Source organism: Natronomonas sp. EA1, from assembly GCF_051195035.1.
Taxonomy (GTDB): domain Archaea; phylum Halobacteriota; class Halobacteria; order Halobacteriales; family Haloarculaceae; genus JBNTJV01.
In genome coordinates this window covers 448,795-466,518 of record NZ_JBNTJV010000001.1, presented here as the reverse complement: position 1 = coordinate 466,518, position 17,724 = coordinate 448,795, and the positions used below count along the sequence as shown (strand labels likewise).

The 17,724-nt window shown below is 69.4% G+C and carries 20 protein-coding genes; 13 read left to right on the top strand and 7 right to left on the bottom strand.

Annotation, left to right across the window (positions count from 1 at the left end):
• Nucleotides 1–270: 270 nt before the first annotated feature.
• Nucleotides 271–963, bottom strand: a complete 693-nt coding sequence (locus ACQUQR_RS02555; protein WP_435194493.1) for an RNase P subunit p30 family protein — start codon at nt 961–963, stop codon at nt 271–273.
• A gap of 22 nt (nt 964–985) precedes the next feature.
• Nucleotides 986–2,374, bottom strand: coding sequence for an HD domain-containing protein (locus tag ACQUQR_RS02550; protein WP_435194491.1), 1,389 nt, complete (start codon nt 2,372–2,374; stop codon nt 986–988).
• A gap of 104 nt (nt 2,375–2,478) precedes the next feature.
• Between ACQUQR_RS02550 and ACQUQR_RS02545 the strand changes: the two genes are divergently transcribed.
• From ACQUQR_RS02545 to ACQUQR_RS02535, 3 genes are all read left to right on the top strand, one after another.
• A complete protein-coding gene (locus ACQUQR_RS02545) occupies nt 2,479–3,516 on the top strand; it encodes a tyrosine--tRNA ligase (protein WP_435194489.1) in 1,038 nt (345 codons plus the stop codon).
• 146 nt (nt 3,517–3,662) lie between these two features.
• The gene (locus tag ACQUQR_RS02540) at nt 3,663–4,109 is read left to right on the top strand and encodes a DoxX family membrane protein (RefSeq protein ID WP_435194487.1); all 447 of its coding nucleotides are present in this window, start codon (nt 3,663–3,665) and stop codon (nt 4,107–4,109) included.
• 141 nt (nt 4,110–4,250) lie between these two features.
• A complete protein-coding gene (locus tag ACQUQR_RS02535) occupies nt 4,251–4,487 on the top strand; it encodes an HVO_2901 family zinc finger protein (RefSeq protein ID WP_435194485.1) in 237 nt (78 codons plus the stop codon).
• Here the strand turns inward: ACQUQR_RS02535 and ACQUQR_RS02530 are convergent.
• Entirely contained in the window at nt 4,484–4,924 is a 441-nt protein-coding gene (locus tag ACQUQR_RS02530; protein ID WP_435194483.1) for an SRPBCC family protein, read from the bottom strand. The genes ACQUQR_RS02535 and ACQUQR_RS02530 overlap by 4 nt on opposite strands.
• A 71-nt stretch (nt 4,925–4,995) precedes the next feature.
• Between ACQUQR_RS02530 and ACQUQR_RS02525 the strand changes: the two genes are divergently transcribed.
• From ACQUQR_RS02525 to ACQUQR_RS02500, 6 genes are all read left to right on the top strand, one after another.
• Nucleotides 4,996–5,874: an ATP-binding cassette domain-containing protein gene (locus tag ACQUQR_RS02525; RefSeq protein ID WP_435194481.1), complete on the top strand. Its 879-nt coding sequence runs from the start codon at nt 4,996–4,998 to the stop codon at nt 5,872–5,874.
• Nucleotides 5,871–7,679: an ABC transporter permease gene (locus ACQUQR_RS02520; RefSeq protein WP_435194479.1), complete on the top strand. Its 1,809-nt coding sequence runs from the start codon at nt 5,871–5,873 to the stop codon at nt 7,677–7,679. Before ACQUQR_RS02525 ends, ACQUQR_RS02520 begins: the two co-directional genes overlap by 4 nt.
• Nucleotides 7,672–8,739 (top strand): ABC transporter permease, encoded by a 1,068-nt coding sequence (locus ACQUQR_RS02515; RefSeq protein ID WP_435194477.1) that lies wholly within the window; start codon nt 7,672–7,674, stop codon nt 8,737–8,739. The genes ACQUQR_RS02520 and ACQUQR_RS02515 overlap by 8 nt, the downstream gene beginning before the upstream one ends.
• A gap of 81 nt (nt 8,740–8,820) precedes the next feature.
• On the top strand, nt 8,821–9,795 hold the full coding sequence (locus ACQUQR_RS02510) for an aldo/keto reductase (RefSeq protein ID WP_435194475.1): 975 nt from the start codon (nt 8,821–8,823) through the stop codon (nt 9,793–9,795).
• 87 nt (nt 9,796–9,882) lie between these two features.
• Nucleotides 9,883–10,296, top strand: a complete 414-nt coding sequence (locus ACQUQR_RS02505; protein WP_435194473.1) for a hypothetical protein — start codon at nt 9,883–9,885, stop codon at nt 10,294–10,296.
• A 30-nt stretch (nt 10,297–10,326) separates the two neighbouring features.
• Nucleotides 10,327–11,100: an inositol monophosphatase family protein gene (locus ACQUQR_RS02500; protein ID WP_435194472.1), complete on the top strand. Its 774-nt coding sequence runs from the start codon at nt 10,327–10,329 to the stop codon at nt 11,098–11,100.
• Nucleotides 11,101–11,107: 7 nt separating this feature from the next.
• On the opposite strand, the gene ACQUQR_RS02495 is transcribed toward ACQUQR_RS02500, so the two are convergent.
• On the bottom strand, nt 11,108–11,992 hold the full coding sequence (locus ACQUQR_RS02495; protein ID WP_435194470.1) for a DUF4349 domain-containing protein: 885 nt from the start codon (nt 11,990–11,992) through the stop codon (nt 11,108–11,110).
• A 107-nt stretch (nt 11,993–12,099) separates the two neighbouring features.
• Here ACQUQR_RS02495 and ACQUQR_RS02490 point away from each other — a divergent pair, with 107 nt between their 5' ends.
• The 4 genes from ACQUQR_RS02490 to ACQUQR_RS02475 are packed head-to-tail and all read left to right on the top strand — an operon-like array spanning nt 12,100 to nt 15,529.
• Nucleotides 12,100–12,810 (top strand): YqjF family protein, encoded by a 711-nt coding sequence (locus tag ACQUQR_RS02490; protein WP_435194468.1) that lies wholly within the window; start codon nt 12,100–12,102, stop codon nt 12,808–12,810.
• Nucleotides 12,811–12,841: 31 nt separating this feature from the next.
• The gene (locus ACQUQR_RS02485) at nt 12,842–13,426 is read left to right on the top strand and encodes a PH domain-containing protein (RefSeq protein ID WP_435194467.1); all 585 of its coding nucleotides are present in this window, start codon (nt 12,842–12,844) and stop codon (nt 13,424–13,426) included.
• Complete coding sequence (locus ACQUQR_RS02480; RefSeq protein WP_435194465.1) at nt 13,423–14,904, top strand: PH domain-containing protein; 1,482 nt, start codon at nt 13,423–13,425, stop codon at nt 14,902–14,904. The genes ACQUQR_RS02485 and ACQUQR_RS02480 overlap by 4 nt, the downstream gene beginning before the upstream one ends.
• 43 nt (nt 14,905–14,947) lie before the next feature.
• Nucleotides 14,948–15,529 (top strand): DUF998 domain-containing protein, encoded by a 582-nt coding sequence (locus ACQUQR_RS02475; RefSeq protein WP_435194464.1) that lies wholly within the window; start codon nt 14,948–14,950, stop codon nt 15,527–15,529.
• Here ACQUQR_RS02475 and ACQUQR_RS02470 read toward each other — a convergent pair.
• Genes ACQUQR_RS02470 through ACQUQR_RS02460 form a run of 3 tightly spaced genes read right to left on the bottom strand, consistent with a single transcriptional unit; the run spans nt 15,501 to nt 17,641 of the window.
• Nucleotides 15,501–16,406 (bottom strand): hypothetical protein, encoded by a 906-nt coding sequence (locus ACQUQR_RS02470; RefSeq protein ID WP_435194462.1) that lies wholly within the window; start codon nt 16,404–16,406, stop codon nt 15,501–15,503. The genes ACQUQR_RS02475 and ACQUQR_RS02470 overlap by 29 nt on opposite strands.
• 30 nt (nt 16,407–16,436) lie before the next feature.
• A complete protein-coding gene (locus tag ACQUQR_RS02465) occupies nt 16,437–17,126 on the bottom strand; it encodes a cytochrome c biogenesis CcdA family protein (RefSeq protein WP_435194460.1) in 690 nt (229 codons plus the stop codon).
• Nucleotides 17,123–17,641 (bottom strand): TlpA family protein disulfide reductase, encoded by a 519-nt coding sequence (locus ACQUQR_RS02460; RefSeq protein WP_435194458.1) that lies wholly within the window; start codon nt 17,639–17,641, stop codon nt 17,123–17,125. Before ACQUQR_RS02460 ends, ACQUQR_RS02465 begins: the two co-directional genes overlap by 4 nt.
• Nucleotides 17,642–17,724: the final 83 nt, after the last annotated feature.

The window sequence follows — 17,724 nt, the reverse complement described above, 5'->3', positions numbered from 1 at the left end:
ATTTACACCGATTCCTCTGCTAACGGTAATTATATAATTCCGGGGAGCGACGGGCCGGTGCGGGAACGGCGCCGCTCGGTTGCACCCGTTTCGAACCGGGGGAGACGGTGGGGACGAGCGGGCCACCGTCCCCGCACGGGGGACGGGCCTGGGGAAGTCGACGGTCGGCGCGACAGGACCAGCGTCCTCCCGGTGGACGACCCGCGGGGGGTGTCGTCCACCCACCGACTGGCGCTCGAACGGCCGTCGAGACACTTTTCGGGCGTGCCGTCACTCCTCGTCGAGCCACACGCCGGGTTCGAGATAGTGCGCTGACGTGCGCTCGCGGTTCCGCGCGGCGAGTCGGCCCCACTCGCGGAGTCCCGTCTCCATCTCGTCGGCCGTGAAGCCGACCACCTCGCCGAGCGCCGCGAGTTCGCGCGGGGCCCGGAGCTGCAGATGCGAGGTCGGGTCTGCGCTGACGACGTAGGGCACGTCGAACTTCGCCACGAGTTCGCGGAGTTTGCGTAGTCCCTGGATGGCCTGTACGCGCCGGCCACCATCCGAGCGAAGGACGGGCCCGAAGTTGAACTCCAGCCGGACGCCGTTGTGGGCGGCGGCCTTCGCGAGGACGTGGTTCACGTCGCCGTCGCCGCGCATGGGGTGACAGAGCACGTCCACCTTCGGCTCCTCGACGGCGAGGCGGTTTATCGCCCGGTCACCCCCGTGGAGACAGAGCAGGGTGCGTTTCTCGCGATAGGTCTTCACGAGGCTCGCGGCCTGCGAGCGGTCGTCTGTGCGGAGCTCGATGGCGTCCACCACGTCCACGTCGTACGCCTCACGGATCGCGGCGGCGTCGTAGTCGGCCTGGCGGTCGCCGTGGTTCCGGACCACGACGCCGTCGTAACCCAGGTCACGGGCCGCGAGCGCGTGGCGCGCGACCGTCGCGCGACCGTCGGGGTGTGCGTGGACGCCCTCGTACATGGACCGAAGAAGTCGGGGGAGGCTATTGTGGGTTTCCTTGTGCGTCGGCGTGGAACCGCGAGACGAGGAAGTCGATGGCGGCACCGCGGTCGCCCGAGGGAACGAAGACGAACGGGATGGGCGTGTCGAACGCGCGCTCGCCGTAGAGCCCCCAGTCGCCCACCGACCGGGTGGTCCCGCCGTAGGCGATGGGGATGTCCGTCAGCTCCTCGGGCTCGTACTCCGGGACGTAGGAGCGCTCGATCCACACCTCGTGGGTCGGCACGCCCAGTTCGTCCGCGAGCCGCTCCTCCAGGGCGTCGGCGTTGGCGACGAGCCACGAGCCGAAGGCGTCGAGGTCGGCGTCCACCCGGTCCGCGTACGCGATGCGGTGTTTCCAGCAGGTCTTCAGGAACCGCCGCGACCGGAACCGGTCGTAGAGCGCGGCGAGCGTCGAGTCGGGGTTCTCGCGTGCCGCGACCCGGAGCCGTTCCATGAGGACGGTGTCGTCGAGTTCGTCCCCCAAGACGCCGTCGACGGTGACCGGTGGCTCCCCCGTCAGCGCGTACAGCTCGTCGAGCATCGCGCGCAGGAGGACGTTCGCGTACACCGATTTGTGGTGCTGGGTCACCCACATGTAGAGGGCGATGCGGCCCTCGAGGTAGTTGCCGATGGTCGACAGCGCCTTCTCCGAGAGCGCGAGCCCCTCCTCGGGGTGGGCGGTGTAGGCGTCGACCATCCGGTCGACGTCGAAGCTCAGCACGTCCGCACCGGTCATGCGGTTGTCGCGGGTGATGTAGTCCAGCCGGTCCACGTCGATGGGGGAGTGGAGCAGCTGGGCGCCGAGGCCGTACTGCCACGCCCCGCCCTGTTCGAAAGTGAGGCTGTAACCGAGGATGTAGCCGCACACCTCGTAGGGGTCGACGCCGAACGCCGAGATGGGGTCGCCGAACGCCCGGAGGACGGTGAGACAGCTCAGCAACTCGTGGGCGCTCGCGCGGCGAAGCGGCTCCGCACCGATGCCCGCCTCGGCGAAGGCACCGACGAGCCCGTGGTCGTCGAGGCGGGCGAGGAGGTCCTCGCGGTCGAGGAACCGTTCCGCGAGATGCGAGAACGGCGGATGGCCGATATCGTGGAGCAAGCAGGCACACTCCAGGGTGCGTTGGATCTCGTCGAGCGTCTCGGTGTCCGTCTCCTCCGTGAAGTACGACTGGGTGCGGAGGTTCTCGAAGACGGTCTTGCCGAGGTGGTAGACGCCGAGTGAGTGTTCGAACCGGGTGTGGTTCGCGCCGGGGTAGACGAGATGCGTTGCCGAGAGCTGGCGGATGTAGCGCATCCGCTGGAACGGCCGGGTGTCGACGATTCGGTCGACGAGCGGCCGGGCGAGTTCGATGTAGCCGTGGACGGGGTCTTTGATCTGCGTCGTTTGCATCGAGGCGATGGTGTCACCCCTACAGGCTGGAGGGTCATGCCGATTTCGACCCTCGGTGAGCGCCCGAACGAACGATTTATTCGACTCACCCGGAAAGCGGGAGTATGAACGCGTCCGAGCGGACGGACCTCGTCTCGCGCTTTACGGAGGAGGTCGTCACGGAAGACGAGCTGGAGGCCCTCTTCGAGGAGACCGACGAGCCCACCGCCTACATCGGCTACGCCCCCACCGGCGAGATGCACATCGGCCACTTCACGACGATGCGGAAGCTCGCCGACTTCCAGGAGGCCGGCATCGAGGTGACGGTGCTCCTCGCGGACCTCCACGCGCATCTCGACGACGAGAAGTCGCCGTTCGACCTGCTCGACGCCCGCTCGGAGTACTACCAGGTCGCCATCGAGGGGATGCTGGAGGCCGCGGGCGCGGACGGCGACGCCATCGAGTTCGTCCGCGGGACCGACTACCAGCTCGAGGAGCCCTACACGCTGAACCTCTACCGGATGATGGCGGACGCGACCATCTCGCGCACCCAGCGCGCCGGCAGCGAGGTCGTCCGGCAGTCCGAGAACCCCAAGCTCGGCGGGCTGGTCTACACGCTGATGCAGAGTCTCGACGTGGCGGCGCTCGACGCCGACATCGCCTACGGCGGCATCGACCAGCGCGGCATCTACATGCTCGCCCGCGAGGAGCTCCCGAACCAGGGGTTCGACAAGCCGCTGTGTGTGTTCGCCCCCCTGCTGTCGGGGCTCTCCGGCGGGAAGATGTCCGCCTCCGACGCCGCCTCGAAGGTGAACCTCAACGACGCGCCCGACGTGGTCGAGGAGAAGCTCCAGGGCGCCTACTGTCCCGCCGGCGAGGTGGAGGACAACGGCGTGCTGGAGTACATGGAGTTCCTCGTGTTCCCCATCCTCGCCGTCAGGGACGAGTCGTTCACCGTCGAGCGTCCCGAGCAGTACGGCGGCGACCTCGTCTACGACGACTACGCCTCGCTGGAGGAGGATTTCCTCTCGGGTGAGCTCCACCCGGCGGACCTCAAGCCCGCGGCCGCGTCGGCCATCTCCGAGGTCATCGACCCCATCCGCCAGCGCCTGAACGACCGGCCGGACCTGCTCGCGGAAGCGTACCCCGAGAAGTACGACTGAGCCGGCTCTTTCTCCCGTTTTCTCCAGTACGTATCACCCACGTAGTGGTTTCGACAATCGTGTGAAATACCCGGTGACACCGGAGTTACCCGGTATCCCGAATGTCCGCGAACCGATATATGCGTCCGGGGGATAGTTGACTCCGTATGGTAACAATCGGTAACCTACTGCCGCTCGTGTTCGACACCGCCGGTGCCGGTGAACTGTTCCTGCTCGGCCGCCTCCTGTTCGGTGGCGTCCTCGCGTTCATGGGCCTGAACCACTTCATGAACGCCGACATGATGGTCCCGTACTCCGAGGCGAAGGGCGTCCCCGCCGCGGGACTCATGGTCCCGTTCACCGGCGGGCTCCTCCTGTTCGGTGGCCTCTCGGTCATCGCTGGTGCGTACGTCGTCGTCGGGGCCGGTGGCCTCGCGGTCTTCCTCGTTAGCTCGGCCGTGCTGATGCACGACTTCTGGGCGGTCGGCGAGGAAGAACAGATGACGGAGATGACCCAGTTCCTGAAGAACATGGTCATGGCAGGCGGCGCACTCGCCTTCCTCGCGCTCGCCGGCGAGACCTGGCCCTACGCCGCGAACGTCGGCCTGTTCTGAGGCCGCGACCCGCGTTCGTTTTCGACACGCACCCGTCTGCCGAGCGGCTGCCAGATGGCGTGCGAACGACTGACACAGGGACGACATTCTCCGTCTATAGAAAGCACAGCGGCTAATACCGTGGCTAGCGGAGTACGGAATATGACCCACACGTGTAGGAACTGCAAGCGTGCATTCGGGACGAAACTCGAGTACGAACTCCACCAGGACAAGTGTGCAGCGGAGCAGCTCCTCTGTCGCAAGTGTGGAGAGAAGTTCGCGGAGCGAACCGCGACACGCGACGGCTGGTATTATCGATGTCCGAACGACGAATGCGACGGTGAGGGGATCGGGGAGGACCTGTACGCCGTAGACGAACTCCTCGTCGCGACCCGCTAACGCCCACTCGAACCGTCCTGCACGTCCCCCTTCTCCCGCCCTCTGGCCCGCGACTCGGCGAGCCGTGCGACCTGTCTCGCCGCGCGCGCACAGACCGGCGCGTACCCGACGGCCCAGACTGGCACTTCGAAGACGACACGCGAACCCCCCTCCCGGTGGTCGGCCCGGTGGCCGGTGGCCGGCACCCCCGCGACCGACCAGCTCCAGCAGTAGTCCCCGCAGCTCTCGATCTCGAAGGGGATCCAGCCAAGCGGCGTCCGAATCCGACCCGTGTCGCCGGGGGCGACGTACCGATCCACCACGTCCACCGCCCGGACCGACGGCCCCCAGTCGGGCCACGTCGCCGTGTCGGTGAGCACCTCCCACAGCACGTCGCGGGGGGCGTTCACGTCCCGTTCGACCTCGACCGTCGGGCCCGCCAGCAGTCCTCGCGGCATACTGACTCTTCGCGCCCTCGAGGCTTGAACCCGGCGACGGACTTAATTTGCCCCCCCACGGACCTGCGACCGTGATCGACGTTCGCAATCTCCGCAAGGAGTACGGCGGTTTCGTCGCCGTCGAGAACTCCACCTTCTCCGTCGACGCCGGCGAGGTGTTCGGCATCATCGGCCCGAACGGGGCCGGGAAGACGACGACCCTGAAGACGCTCGCCGGCCTCATCGACCCCACCGCCGGCGAGGTCTCCGTCGCCGGCTACGACCCCGGCGACTCCGCGATGCGCGAACGGCTCGGCTTCCTCCCGGAGGAGTCCCCCCTCTACGAGGAGATGACCGCGGACTCCTATCTGGCGTTCTTCGCCGACCTCTACGACGTTGAGAGAGGAGTGGCCCGCGACCACATCGCCGACACGCTCGACCGGCTCGACCTGCAGCACCGCGACCGCCCCCTCGGCGACGTGTCGAAGGGGATGAAACGCAAGGTCGCCATCGCCCGCTCGCTCGTGAACGACCCCGACGTGCTCATCTACGACGAGCCCGCCTCGGGGCTCGACCCGCTCACCACGAACTACGTCATCGACTTCACCCGCGAGCTGGCGGACGACGACCGCACCGTGGTCTTCTCCGCGCACAACCTCTATCACGTCGAGTCCATCTGCGACCGCATCGCCATCATGAACCACGGCGAGATCGTCGCACAGGGGCCGGTCGACGAGCTCCGCGACCGGTACGGCACCGTCCAGTACCACGTCTACACCTCCGTCCCCGTCGAGGGGTCCGAACCCGATGACGGCCGGCACGTCGTCACCGTCGAGTCGATGGACGCCGTCGACGCAGTGACCGAGGAGGCCGAGCGCGCAGGCGGTGCCGTGGTGGACATCCGTACCGTCGAGCCGAACCTCGAACGGGTGTTCCTCGACCTCGCCGAGGGGGACGCGGGGCGCGCGTGAAGCTCCGCAAGACCCTCCGGGTCGCCCGCTGGGAGGTGACGAAAGGCGCGGGCGGCATCGACAGACGGAACCTCCTCGTCGGCGCGCTCGGCATCGCGTTCGTGCTGGCGATGGTCCCGGCGCTCGCCGGTGGGGGGTTCGCGCTCGACGAGGGGATCTACCGCATCGGCGTCGCGGAGTCACACCCCCTCCACGGCCCCGCCAGCGCCGACCCCTCGTTCATCGTCCGCGAGCCCTCGGCCGAGGCCTACGAGGAGGGGAACCTGGAGATACTGATCCGGGGGAGCCGCGCTACCTACCGCGATACGGAGAAGGGTCGTGCGGCCGTCGCGACCCTCAGAGAATCCGTTGCGCGCTACAACGACGCCCGGATGCGCGGGGAGGCGAACGAGACCGCCGCGTTCCCCGTGGACGTGACCATCGAGTACGTCGAACGCGGCACCAGCGAGCTCGTCGCGCCCGGCAGCGGTGGCGGTGGCGACGCTGGCGGCGGTGGTGGCGGTGGGGACGGAACCGGCGGCACCGGCGGAGGGACCGCCGGCGGGAGTGACGGTGGCGACACCGATTCCAGAGGCGACGACGGGCCCTTCGGCGCCCCGAACATCGGCCCGGACCTCTTCGGCACCGGGACCGCACGGGGCTCCCCCTCGGCTATCGCCCCGCCGTTCCCGTTCCAGTCGCTCGTGCTCGCCTTCGCGTTCGTCCTCCCCCTGAACTTCGTCATCCAGGCGTACGGCTCCTCGATGCTCAGAGAGCGCGTGAAACGCCGCGGGGAGCTGTTGCTCGTCGCGCCCGTCTCCAGAGGGGACATCATCGTCGGGAAGACGCTCCCCTACTTCCTCGGCGGGATCGGCGTCATCGCGGCCATCGCGCTCGTCGCGGGCGGGGGGCCCCTCTCCGTCGTCGCGATGGTCCCCCTCGCGCTGTTGTTCCTCGCCGCGACGTTCCTCGGCGCGATGTTCGCCCGGTCGTTCAAGGAGCTCACTTTCGTCACGGTCACCGTCTCGGTGTTCCTCACCTCCTTCGCGTTCGTCCCCGCCATCTTCACCGACATCGGCCCCATCGCGCTCATCTCGCCGCTGACGCTCGTGGTGCGTGACCTCGCGGGCGAGAGCGTCGACTTCGGGAGCGTCGCGTTCGCCACGCTCCCCACCACCCTGACGGCGATGGTCCTCTACGGGCTGGGGACCGGGCTCTACCGCGAGGAGGACCTGTTCACCCAGCGGCCCGTCCACCTGAAGGCACTGGATGCGCTCGCGGGGCGGATCTCGGGACTGCGGTCGCTTCCCCTGCTCGTCGCCGTCCTCATCCCGTTCGTCTTCGTCGCGGAGCTGCTCGCCGTGGCCGCGCTGTTCGCCGTCCCCGCGGGGCTCGCCGTCCCCCTCCTCTTCCTCGCCATCGCGGTCATCGAGGAGCTGGCGAAATCCCTCCCGGTGTACGCGGGGTTCACCCACGCGCGGTACCCCCGCACGCTTCAGGCCGGGGCGCTCGCGGGGGCGCTCGCCGGCCTCGGCTTCTTCCTCGGGGAGAAGCTCACGCTCATCGTCCAGCTCGTCGGCCTCCCGGAGCTCCGGACCCGGACCTCGGGGCAGATCGGCGAGACGGCCTTCCAGACCGGCTTCGGCGTCGACGGGCCCGCAGCCATCGTGATCCTCCTCTTGGCCCCGCTCGCGCTCCACGTCGTCACCGCGGGCATCTCCGCGGCCGGCGCGAGCCGGGGGCGCGACGAGTACGCCGCGGCGCTGACCGTGGCGATCCTGCTCCATCTCGCCTACAACCTCACGGTGGTGACGAACCTTGTTTGAGGGAGTGCGAAAGCGGCTCACCATCGGGAACCGCGAGCTGTCGGCCATCTCACGCGAGAAGACCATCGTGCTCGCGCTGCTCATCCAGCTGTTCGTCGCCGCGTTCTCCTCCTTCCTGGTCGTCGGGCTCACCTCGCTGTCCGATCCGTCGTCGGTGGAGGGCGGGGAGGTCGAGATCGCCGCGGTCGGCAACGCGACGGACGAGCTGGTCGCCGCGAGCCGGGGGACGAACACCGACGTGGTCCGCTATCCGAGCGAGACCGACGCACGGCTGGCGTTCGACGAGGGGCGCGTCGATACGGTCGTGGAGGCGCGGTACGACCCGACGGACCGGGGGAAGAAGATCGCCATCGAGGCGCTCGTCCCGCAGTCGAGCCTGCGGAAGACCCTCATCGTCGTCCAACTCCGGGAGACGCTCGAGCGCCTCGAACGACAGGAGCGACGCGAACGGGCGCAGTACATCGACGCCCCCCTCGTCCCCCTCCCGCCCGCGGTGCAGGCGAGCCCCTACTTCGGGTTCACGTACACGATTCTCTTGCCCCTGCTTTTGTTCCTCCCGGTGTTCATCTCCGGCTCCATCGCCGTCGACTCGGTGACCGAGGAGATCGAGCGCGGGACGCTCGAACTCCTGCGCGTGGCGCCCGTCTCGCTCACGGCTATCGTCGACGGGAAGGCGCTCGCGATGGCCGCACTCGCACCGCTGCAGGCGGTCCTCTGGATCGCCCTGCTCTCGGTGAACGGCATCGGAGTGTCGAACGTCCCGTCGCTCGTGCTCGTCGTGGCGAGTCTCGCCGTCGGCCTCGTTGCGGTCGGAGTTGGGCTCGCCATCGCCGTCCCCAGCCGGCAGCGCGCCCAGCTGCTCTACTCGCTCGCGATACTGGTGTTCTTCACCGGCGCGACGGCGCTTCCCGAACACCCCGCGGGGACGGTGGCGAAGCTCGCGGTCGACTCGCCGACGGCGACGACTCAGCTCATGGTGCTCGCGTACGCGGCCGCGGCACTCGCGCTCGCGGCGGTCGTCCGCGCGGCCGTGGCGCGGGTGGACCCCGAGTCGCTGTGAGGTCCATGACCGCCGGTCCTCCCGGCGGGCACCCGCTGCCGCCGACAGCAGCTTTTTCGCGTGGGGGTGAGTCTCACGACCATGGAGTACACCACTCTGGGCGACACCGGCGTCACGGTGTCCAGACTCTGTCTCGGCTGTATGAGTTTCGGCGACTCCGACTGGCGCGAGTGGGTCAAAGGCGACGAGTTCGGCCACGAACTCGTGGAGAAGGCCCTGGATTTGGGTATCAACTTCTTCGACACCGCGAACATGTACTCGCGGGGCGAAAGCGAGCGCATCCTCGGCGACGCGCTGGAGGGGTACAAAGAGGAGTCCGTCGTCGCGACGAAGGTCTACTTCCCGATGGACGACGACGACCCCAACTCCGGTGGACTGTCGCGAAAGACCATCGAGCAGGAACTGGACGCCTCGCTCGAGCGGTTGGGGATGGACACCATCGACCTGTATCAGACCCACCGCTGGGACTACGAGACGCCCATCGGGGAGACCCTGCACGCGCTCGACGACGCGGTTCGCCGGGGGAAGATCCGCTACTTCGGGGCCTCCTCGATGTGGGCCCACCAGTTCGCGGAGGCGCTCCACACCTCGGAGTTGGAGAACCTCGACCGCTTCGCCACCATGCAGAACCACTACAACCTCGCCTACCGCGAGGAGGAACGCGAGATGCTCCCCCTGTGTGACAAGGAGGGGATCGGCGTCATCCCGTGGTCACCGCTCGCGCGTGGCTTCCTCACCCGGCCCCACGAGGAGTACCTCTCCACCAAGCGGGCGGAGACGGACGACTACGCCCAGACGCACCCCTACGCCGACGGTGGGGGGAAGGAGATCAACGAGCGCGTCCAGGAGCTCGCCGACGAGTACGACGCGACGATGGCGCAGATCGCCATCGCGTGGGTGCTCCACAAGGACGTGGTCACCGCCCCCATCGTCGGAGCCTCCTCCGTCGAGCATCTGGAGCAGTCCGTCGCGGCGCTCGACATCGACCTCTCCGACTCCGACGTGCTGTGGCTGGAGGAGCCGTACGAGTCAGTGCGGGTGTCGGGCCATCAGTGACGCGCAGCGCCGGCTGAGCCGTCCCGCCTCCACGGGATCGCCGGAACGGCCCGCAACTATTTACCCCCGCGTCCCACCACGTCAAGTATGTCCGATTCGGAGGGCACGGAGATCGTCGACCTCGACGCCGAGGCAGTCCTGGACGCGGCTCGGGCCGCGACCGACGGCACACTCCACACCCTCATCGAGTTCGACCGCGAACGCTTCGAGATCCTCTACGTCCACGAGTCGACGCGCGCGCTGTACGCCTCCGACGAGGAGATGCGCGAGCACTTCGCCAGCATCCACGAGTTCGTCAACCTCGATTTCGCCGAGGTGGAGCTGTTCACGGAGGACCTGCTGCCGTTCGTCGACCGGGTCCGCTACAAGACGACGGCGATGGACACCGCGACGTTCGTCCGGCTCTACGTCTCGGAGTCGACGGGGCTGTTCATCACACTCGACCCCGGGGCGGAGGCCGAGCCGGTCGCCCGCGCCATCGAGGGGACCATCGAACGATAGCCTTTCCTGCAGGCGGTTCGCCGGCCCGGTATGGACGACGCCCTCCGCGCCGTCGCCGTCCGCGCGAGCGAAGCCGGCGCACGGGTCGCCCGCGACCGTTTCCGGACGGGAGATCTGGACGGCGAGTACGGCACCGACGACGTGAAGACCGACCTCGACCGGGAGGCCGAAGCGCGCATCATCGAGGTCATCGAGGAGACCTTCCCGAGCCACGCCATCGTCACGGAGGAGTCGGGCTACCACGACGGGAGCGACTACGAGTGGGTCGTCGACCCCCTCGACGGGACGAACAACGTCGCCGCGGGGCTCCCGGTGTTCGCCAGCGCGGTCAGCGTCCGCGACGACGAGGGAGCGCTCGTCGCCGCGGTCCACGAACCGCTCGCGGCCGATACCTACGTGGCCGAGCGCGGGGCGGGAGCCACCGTGAACGGCGAGCCCATCGCCGCGGGGAGCGCCCTCCCGCTCGACCGGGCGACCGTCTCCTTTATCCCGGGGTATCGGGCGCTCGGGGACGCTGACCTGCGGGCGCGCGCCGACGCGATGCGCGACGCGCTCGACGGGGAGGCCAAGCGCGTCCTCTCGACGTGGGCCCCCTGCGTCGACTGGGGGTTGCTCGCACGCGGCCGCATCGAGGCCGTCGTCACCTACCACCCCGACGTGTACGAACAGGTCCCCGGCACCCTCCTCGCCGGGGAGGCCGGTGCGGTCGGCTGGGCGGACGGCCCGCTCGCGGTCCACGCGGCGACCGAGGAGCTGGCGGAGACGGTCGTCTCGATACTGCAGTCCGAGCCGTCGACCGGGTGACCGCGGGTCAGGGGCGCCGGCGTCGGTAGACGACGGCGGCCACCCCGGTCACCGGTAGCCCGAAGACGAGGAGATACGGGAGCGCGTAGGCGACCGTCACGGTGATCGTCCGGATCGTGAGGACGACCCCGTCGATCGAGGCCAGGAACGCCGTGATGAGCCCGACATCGGCGTAGCCCGGCTCCGGCTCGCGCTCCGGGGGCTCCTCGTGCAACTCGACGGTGATGGTCGAGTAGGCGACCCGGTTCTCCAGCTGTCGCTTCTGGGCCTCGAGCCGTTCGATCTCCTCTTGCACCTCGCTGAGTCGCTCGGAGACCGCCAGCACGTCCTCCGTCTCGTTGGCGTTCTCGTAGAGCGTTCGGAGCCGGTCGCGCTCGGCCCGGAGGTTCTCCAGTCGGGCGTTGAGATCGACCAGCTGGTCGGTCACGTCCGTCGTGTCGGATTCCGCGCTCTCGACGGTGCCCATCGTCTGGATCTCCGTGAACGCCGACTGGAACTCGTCGCTCGGGACCCGGATGACGAGTCGGCCGGTCGTCCACGTCTCGTTGTCGCGGCTGTGGGTCGTCCGCGACGAACTCGCGACGAACCCGCCGCTGGACCGGGCGAGCGACGCGATCCGGTCGCTCGTCTCCGTGAACGAGTCGACGGTCAGCGACACCTGGCCGGTGCGGATGATGGCACGCTGCGCCTGCAGCGCCGTCGTGTCGGCGTTCGCCGAGCGCTCCCGCTCTTCGGCCGCGGCGTCGACGGCCCGTCCGCCGTCGCTCCCGCCGGCCGTGAGGTCCGCGCCACCACCACCGTTGCTACTCGCACCCAGTCCGCCGCCCGAACACCCGGCGAGGACGACGAGGGCGACCACCGCCACCGCACCGAGGAGTCTGTGCGATCCCATAGCACGGTATGGACACCCCCCGGAAAAACGGGTTTCCTAATATCAAACGCTCGTTTGAGTGTTCGGCGGGCGTCAACGGCAAGGGGCTTCGCCGCGTCAGTTCGGGTATGCACGACACCGGTGTGCTCGACGAGACCGCCCTGCTCTCGATGACGTGGGCCGACCTCCTGTTCGCCCACTGGCCCGTCGATCCCGAAGTCGTCGACGCGCGGCTCCCGCGGGGGCTCTCCGTCGACACCGACGGGGGGACGGCCTACCTCGGAGTCGTGCCGTTCCGCATGGAGGACATCCGGCCGCGGGGGTTCCCGATCGGCCTCTCGTTCGGGGAGCTGAACCTCCGGACCTACGTCGTCGACGAGGACGGGACCCCCGGCGTCTACTTCTTCAACCTCGATGCCGACGACCGGCTGGGTGTTCTCCTCGCCCGCACGCTCTTCCAGCTCCCCTACTACCGCGCGGAGATGGACGTTCGCCGGGAGGACGGCGAGGTTCACTTCCGGGCGCGGCGCACCCACCGTGGCGCCCCTGCCGCGCGGTTCGAGGGGCGCTACGGCCCGGTCGAGGAGCCGACCGTCCGCGACCCGGAGAGCCTGGAGGCGTTCCTCACCGAGCGCTATCGCTTCTACACCAGCGACGACGCGGGCACCATCTACTACGGCGACATCGACCACGAGCCGTGGAAGCTGGCACCCGCCCACGCCGAGATCACCTCGAACACGCTGTTCGAGGCCAACGGCTTCGCCAGGCCGGACTCCGAGCCGATCTACCACTACTGTCCCCGCATCGAGGTGACCGCGGGGCGACTCCACCGCGCCTGACTTTTTAATCCCTCCCGCCGTCTCCCCGACGATGAGCGACGACGTGCAGCCGGCGATCCGCCGCGTCGACGAACCGGCGACCGATGCGTCGGCGACCGACGAGCCGGTACTCGACGACGAGGCCGCTGAGCCCCCGTCCCCGCCGGAGCCATCGGGTGTCGAACGACAGCTCGATCCCCGTGTGCGCTACGAGTGGCTGATTCGCGCCGGCATCTCGAGTCTCGTCCTCGCCGTCGTCGGCACGATCATCGGGAACTTCACTGTCGGGCTGTGGCTCGGCCCCGCGCTGGGGGTCCTCGTGCTCGTCTCGGGCGTCGGCCTCGTGGGGGCGCGCTACCGCGCGTGGCGCTACACCGTCCGCGCGGACTCGCTTCTCCTCTCGCGGGGCGTCATCACCCAGACGCGGACCGTCGTCCCCTACGTCCGGCTTCAGCACGTCGACGTCTCGCGTGGCCCCATCGAGCGCTCGCTCGGGCTGGCGAGCGTCGTCGTCTACACCGCCGGCTCGCGGGGCGCGGACGTGACCATCCCCGGGCTCACCCCCGGGGACGCGGACTCACTGCAATCGCGGCTGAAGGCGCTCGCCATCGCCGCGGAGGGTGAAGACGCGGTATGAGGCTCCACCCCCTCTCCGTTCTCTATCGGGCCGGCGACACCGTCTCGCGGCTGGCGTGGATACTGGTGTTGACGACCGTCGGGGCCAGCAACGCCCTCGGCCTCGAGACCGCGCTGCTCATCGTCGGGGCGACGCTCGTCGTCGCGCTCGCGTACCACGCCGCGGCCGTCACGCGCTTCGAGTACGCGCTCACCGACGACACCGTCGACATCCGCTCGGGGGTGTTCTCCCGGACCGTCCGCGAGATCCCCCTTCGACGGGTGCAGAACGTCGACATCGTCCGCAACGTCGTCCACCGGCTGTTCGGGCTGGCGGAGGTCCGCATCGAGACCGCCGGCGGGGGGGAGACGGAGGCTCGGCTCAGATACGTCACCGGCGACGAGGCGAGACGCCTCCAGCGCGAGGTCGGCACCCGCTCGCGGGGGGAGACCGAGGGCGACGCCCCCGAACGCGAGGAGCTGTTCGCCGTCACGATGGGTGAGCTCCTCCTGTTGGGCGTCATCGGGATGGACCTCCGGCTGCTCTCGGCGCTGACGGCACTCCTGCCCATCATCCTCCCCTCCGTCTCCGACACCTTCCCGCTCTCCTCGCTGTTCACCGTCGCCCCGCTGCTCGCGGGGGGGATCATCGCCGTCGCGGCCATCGCCTCCGCCGTCATCGCCGTGACGAACTACTACGGCTTCCGGCTCTCTCGTGTCCCCGGAGAGCTCCAGTACGAACGGGGCTTCCTCCAGCAGTTCTCGGGGACGATCCCCCTCTCGAAGGTCCAGTCCGTCGTCATCGAGGAGAGCGTCCTCGCCCGACGACTCGGCTACGCGTCACTCACCGTCGAGACGGCGGGGTACGCCCCCGGCGAGTCCGGCGCGCAGTCGGCCGTCCCCATCGCGACCCGGGACCGCGTGCTCGCGCTGGCCCGCGAGGTCGAGCCGTTCGGCGACCCGGACTTCGAACGGCCCCCGAAACGCGCCCGGACCCGGTACGTCGTGCGCTACGCGCTGGCGCTCCTCGTCCTCGTCGGCACCGTCACCACCGTCGTCCGGTTCTTCGACCTCCAGCCACCGATTCCGCCGCTCGCGGGGGTCGCGCTCCTCCCACTCTCTGCCCTCGGTGGGCACCTGAAGTGGCGGAACCTCAGCGTCGCGTTCGACGCGGACCACGTCATCACCCGCGAGGGGTTCTGGACGCGCCGGACGCGCGTGGTTCCCTACTACCGGATCCAGACGGTCATCGAGTCGCGGACCCTGTTCCAGCGGCGCCGGTCGCTCGCCACCGTCACCGTCGACACGGCCGGAACCGGCGGGTTCGGCGGTGGCAACGCCCGGATGCTCGACATCGACGCGGCTCGCGCGGAGGAGCTCCGCGAGGCCGTCGCGGACCGGTTGCAGGGGGCGCTCGTCGACCGGCGAATCCGGAACCGGGAGCCGGAACGGAGCCTGGACGGGACGACCGGGGCGACCGCCTCGCCGAGGGGCGACTGAGCCGACCGGCAGTTTTGTATCCGGCGCGGGATACGAGACGGCCATGACCGACACCGAACGCGTGCTTCGCGTCGCCGGCCCCGTCGCCATCGTCGTCGCATTCGGTGGGATACTCTCAGCGGTGGCCGTCGCACCGTGGTTCTCGTGGAGCGGGAACGCGCTCTCCGACCTCGGCGAGGCCGGCCGCGCGTCCAGCCCGTTTTTCAACGGCGGACTGGTTCTGGCCGGCGGGTTGGGCGTGGCGTACGCGGGCTATCTCCGCACGGTCGCGCGGAACGTCCTCCACCGACTCGCCGTCGCCACGCACGTCGCCGCCATGCTCGGGCTGGCCGGTGTCGGCATCGCCCACGTCCCCCACCGCCTCCATCTCCCGGCCGCCGTCGCCGCGTATCTCGGATTCACCGCGACGCTCGTCCTCTGGGGCGCTGGAACCGTCCGGGACGGCATCCGTATCCGCGGAGCCGCGTCCGTGTTCGCGGGAGTCGGCCATCTCGCGGTCTGGGTGCTGTGGGCGCTTTTCCTCGTCCCGTGGCTCCCGGGACTCGCCGTTCCGGAGACCGTCGGTGCGCTGCTCTACGCCGGGTGGGTGTTCGGAGTTACCCGCGGAACCCACGACGCTCGATGACCCGTGCGAGCGGTTCGGGGAGATAGCGGTCGTCGTCGAACGCGACCCCCGAGCCGGTGCTCGGCGCGGGGTGGAGGAACCCACCCTCGCAGTAGTGGACGCCCTGACACTCCCCCTCTCCTCTGAGCGGACCGAGGACGTTGTGGAGCAGGCCATGGGTGAAGAACACCTCGCGGTTGCCGCTGTCGGCCGTCGAGTCCACGAGGGCGATGCGGCCGGGCGTGGCCGCGAACCCGTCGTGTGCGTGGCGGGCCACGTCGACGAACGGGAGGAGATACACGTCGTGATACGCGTCGTTGCGCGGAAGTTCCTCGTCGAGCGCCGCGGCCGTCTCCTCGAGGTCCGACCCATCGAAAAAGCGGAGCGAGGTGTTGTGCGTCCCGACGATGTGCAGGGAGATACCCGTCGTCCCGTCGGGGTTCCGAACGGGCATGGCGGCCCAGTCCGCGACGATGCGCTCGCGGACGATGGGGGTGTACGGCTCGGCGCGCGGCCCGTAGGTGACTCGGACGTAGAGGTCCATCCGCGCGGGGTCCGCGTCGGGGATGGGCGTTCCCTCGTCAGTCACGCCGGCGAGCTCCTCCCCGTCGCGGAGGCGGTCCTTGTCGGTGTCCACGCGCCGGGGGTTCAGCCCGCGGTCGAGCTCCTCCTCCGTGGTGAGGCCATCGCCGTCCGGGTCACCCTCCGGGTCCAGCTCCTCGACGGGGACCTGGGGGGTCGGGGTGGCCGTCGCGTCGAGCGAGACGCCCCGTGGTTCCGGCGTGGCACTGTCCGTGGGCACCGGTGCCGGGGTGACGGTGGGCGTCTCGGGGGCGTCACCGCCGCTACAGCCCGCGAGCACGAGGAGGACGACGAGTCCCAGCGCGGCGCGTCGCATGCGCCCTCTCGGTGCGTCGGGGGGAAAAGCCTACGCCAGCCCGAGTGCCCGGAGGCCACCCAGATAATCGAAGTCGAAGACGTAGAGGTATATCTGGGCGAGGCCGGCGAGCGCGAGCAGCGCGCCCGCGACACGAGTGACCCGACCGCTCTCGCGGGAGAGCAGCCGGAGCAGGGAGTCACGGCCGAGCGCCGAGAGGAACGTCACGCCGAGCATGAGACTCACCATCCCCGCGGCGTAGGCCCCGAGGACGGCGACAGCCCCGAGGGCGGTGCCCGTCGTCGCGACGAAGAGGATGCCGACGAAGATGGGGGCGGTACAGCCGGCCGCGGCCAGCGCGTAGACGACCCCGAAGAGGAGGAAGTCGCCCGACGAGCGGTTCCGGACGGGGAGCTGTATCCCCTCGACGGAGAACCGCCCGGTGACCATGGCGACCCCGAGGCCGACGAGCAGGCCACCGACGACGACCTCGAGGAGGGCGATATCGGCGAGCGCGCTCACCCCGAACGTCGAGACGACGGCGGCGATGGCCCCGTAGACGAGGAGGAAGCCGAGACTGGCCAGCCCCCCGACGCGGGCGGCCCGCGCGAGGCTGGCGTCGCCGTCCCCGCGCCCGAGGTAGTAGGCGACGTAGCCCGGGAGGAGGGGGAACGCACACGGCGCGAAGAACGTGGCGACGCCCGCGGAGAAGGCGAACCCGACTCTGAGCGATTCGATCACGCTCCCGCCTCCCGGAGCTTCGCGGCGAGTGTCTCGGTGTCGGCGAGGCCGACGTGGCGCCACACCTCCCCACCCTCGGCGTCGAAGACGAGCAGGGTCGGAAGCGAGGTCACGTCGTAGCGCTGGTGGGCCGTGAGCGACGGCTCCATCGCCACCGGCCACGTCCCCTCGAACTCGGTCCAGAACTCGCGGACAGCGGGCTCGTCCTCCTCGCTCGTGATGGAGAGCATGTGGAGCTCCGGGAACCGCGAGCGAATCTCGCGGAGCCCGGCCATCTGCGCGCGGCAGGGGGCACACCACGTCGCCCAGAAGTCGAGTAACACCGGCTCCGGGGGTTGCACGCGCAGCTCGCCGCCGGGAGAGCCGGCCACGTCGAGCGTCTGCACGCTGAAGCCCGCGGGCGAGCCGTCGCCGGTCCCGCCGGAGCCACCGGTGTCGCCGGACCCACTACCCAGACAGCCCGCGAGCGCGGTGGCCCCCGCGGCGGCCGCTGACAGGAGGGCGCGGCGGTTCATACTCGAAGTTCGGCTGCGGTCGTCTTATTCCCGCCGCGATAGTGAGACCCACTCACACAACCCCGTATGGATGATGGGACGGT

Excerpts from the sequence above, each read along its gene's own strand:
- ACQUQR_RS02495 (WP_435194470.1), bottom strand. The coding sequence starts at position 11,992 with ATGGGATCGCACAGACTCCTCGGTGCGGTGGCGGTGGTCGCCCTCGTC.
- ACQUQR_RS02530 (WP_435194483.1), bottom strand. The coding sequence starts at position 4,924 with ATGCCGCGAGGACTGCTGGCGGGCCCGACGGTCGAGGTCGAACGGGAC.
- ACQUQR_RS02535 (WP_435194485.1), top strand. The coding sequence starts at position 4,251 with ATGACCCACACGTGTAGGAACTGCAAGCGTGCATTCGGGACGAAACTC.
- ACQUQR_RS02545 (WP_435194489.1), top strand. The coding sequence starts at position 2,479 with ATGAACGCGTCCGAGCGGACGGACCTCGTCTCGCGCTTTACGGAGGAG.
- ACQUQR_RS02470 (WP_435194462.1), bottom strand. The coding sequence starts at position 16,406 with ATGCGACGCGCCGCGCTGGGACTCGTCGTCCTCCTCGTGCTCGCGGGC.
- ACQUQR_RS02490 (WP_435194468.1), top strand. The coding sequence starts at position 12,100 with ATGCACGACACCGGTGTGCTCGACGAGACCGCCCTGCTCTCGATGACG.
- ACQUQR_RS02550 (WP_435194491.1), bottom strand. The coding sequence starts at position 2,374 with ATGCAAACGACGCAGATCAAAGACCCCGTCCACGGCTACATCGAACTC.
- ACQUQR_RS02480 (WP_435194465.1), top strand. The coding sequence starts at position 13,423 with ATGAGGCTCCACCCCCTCTCCGTTCTCTATCGGGCCGGCGACACCGTC.
- ACQUQR_RS02510 (WP_435194475.1), top strand. The coding sequence starts at position 8,821 with ATGGAGTACACCACTCTGGGCGACACCGGCGTCACGGTGTCCAGACTC.
- ACQUQR_RS02475 (WP_435194464.1), top strand. The coding sequence starts at position 14,948 with ATGACCGACACCGAACGCGTGCTTCGCGTCGCCGGCCCCGTCGCCATC.
- ACQUQR_RS02460 (WP_435194458.1), bottom strand. The coding sequence starts at position 17,641 with ATGAACCGCCGCGCCCTCCTGTCAGCGGCCGCCGCGGGGGCCACCGCG.
- ACQUQR_RS02500 (WP_435194472.1), top strand. The coding sequence starts at position 10,327 with ATGGACGACGCCCTCCGCGCCGTCGCCGTCCGCGCGAGCGAAGCCGGC.
- ACQUQR_RS02555 (WP_435194493.1), bottom strand. The coding sequence starts at position 963 with ATGTACGAGGGCGTCCACGCACACCCCGACGGTCGCGCGACGGTCGCG.
- ACQUQR_RS02485 (WP_435194467.1), top strand. The coding sequence starts at position 12,842 with ATGAGCGACGACGTGCAGCCGGCGATCCGCCGCGTCGACGAACCGGCG.
- ACQUQR_RS02505 (WP_435194473.1), top strand. The coding sequence starts at position 9,883 with ATGTCCGATTCGGAGGGCACGGAGATCGTCGACCTCGACGCCGAGGCA.
- ACQUQR_RS02540 (WP_435194487.1), top strand. The coding sequence starts at position 3,663 with ATGGTAACAATCGGTAACCTACTGCCGCTCGTGTTCGACACCGCCGGT.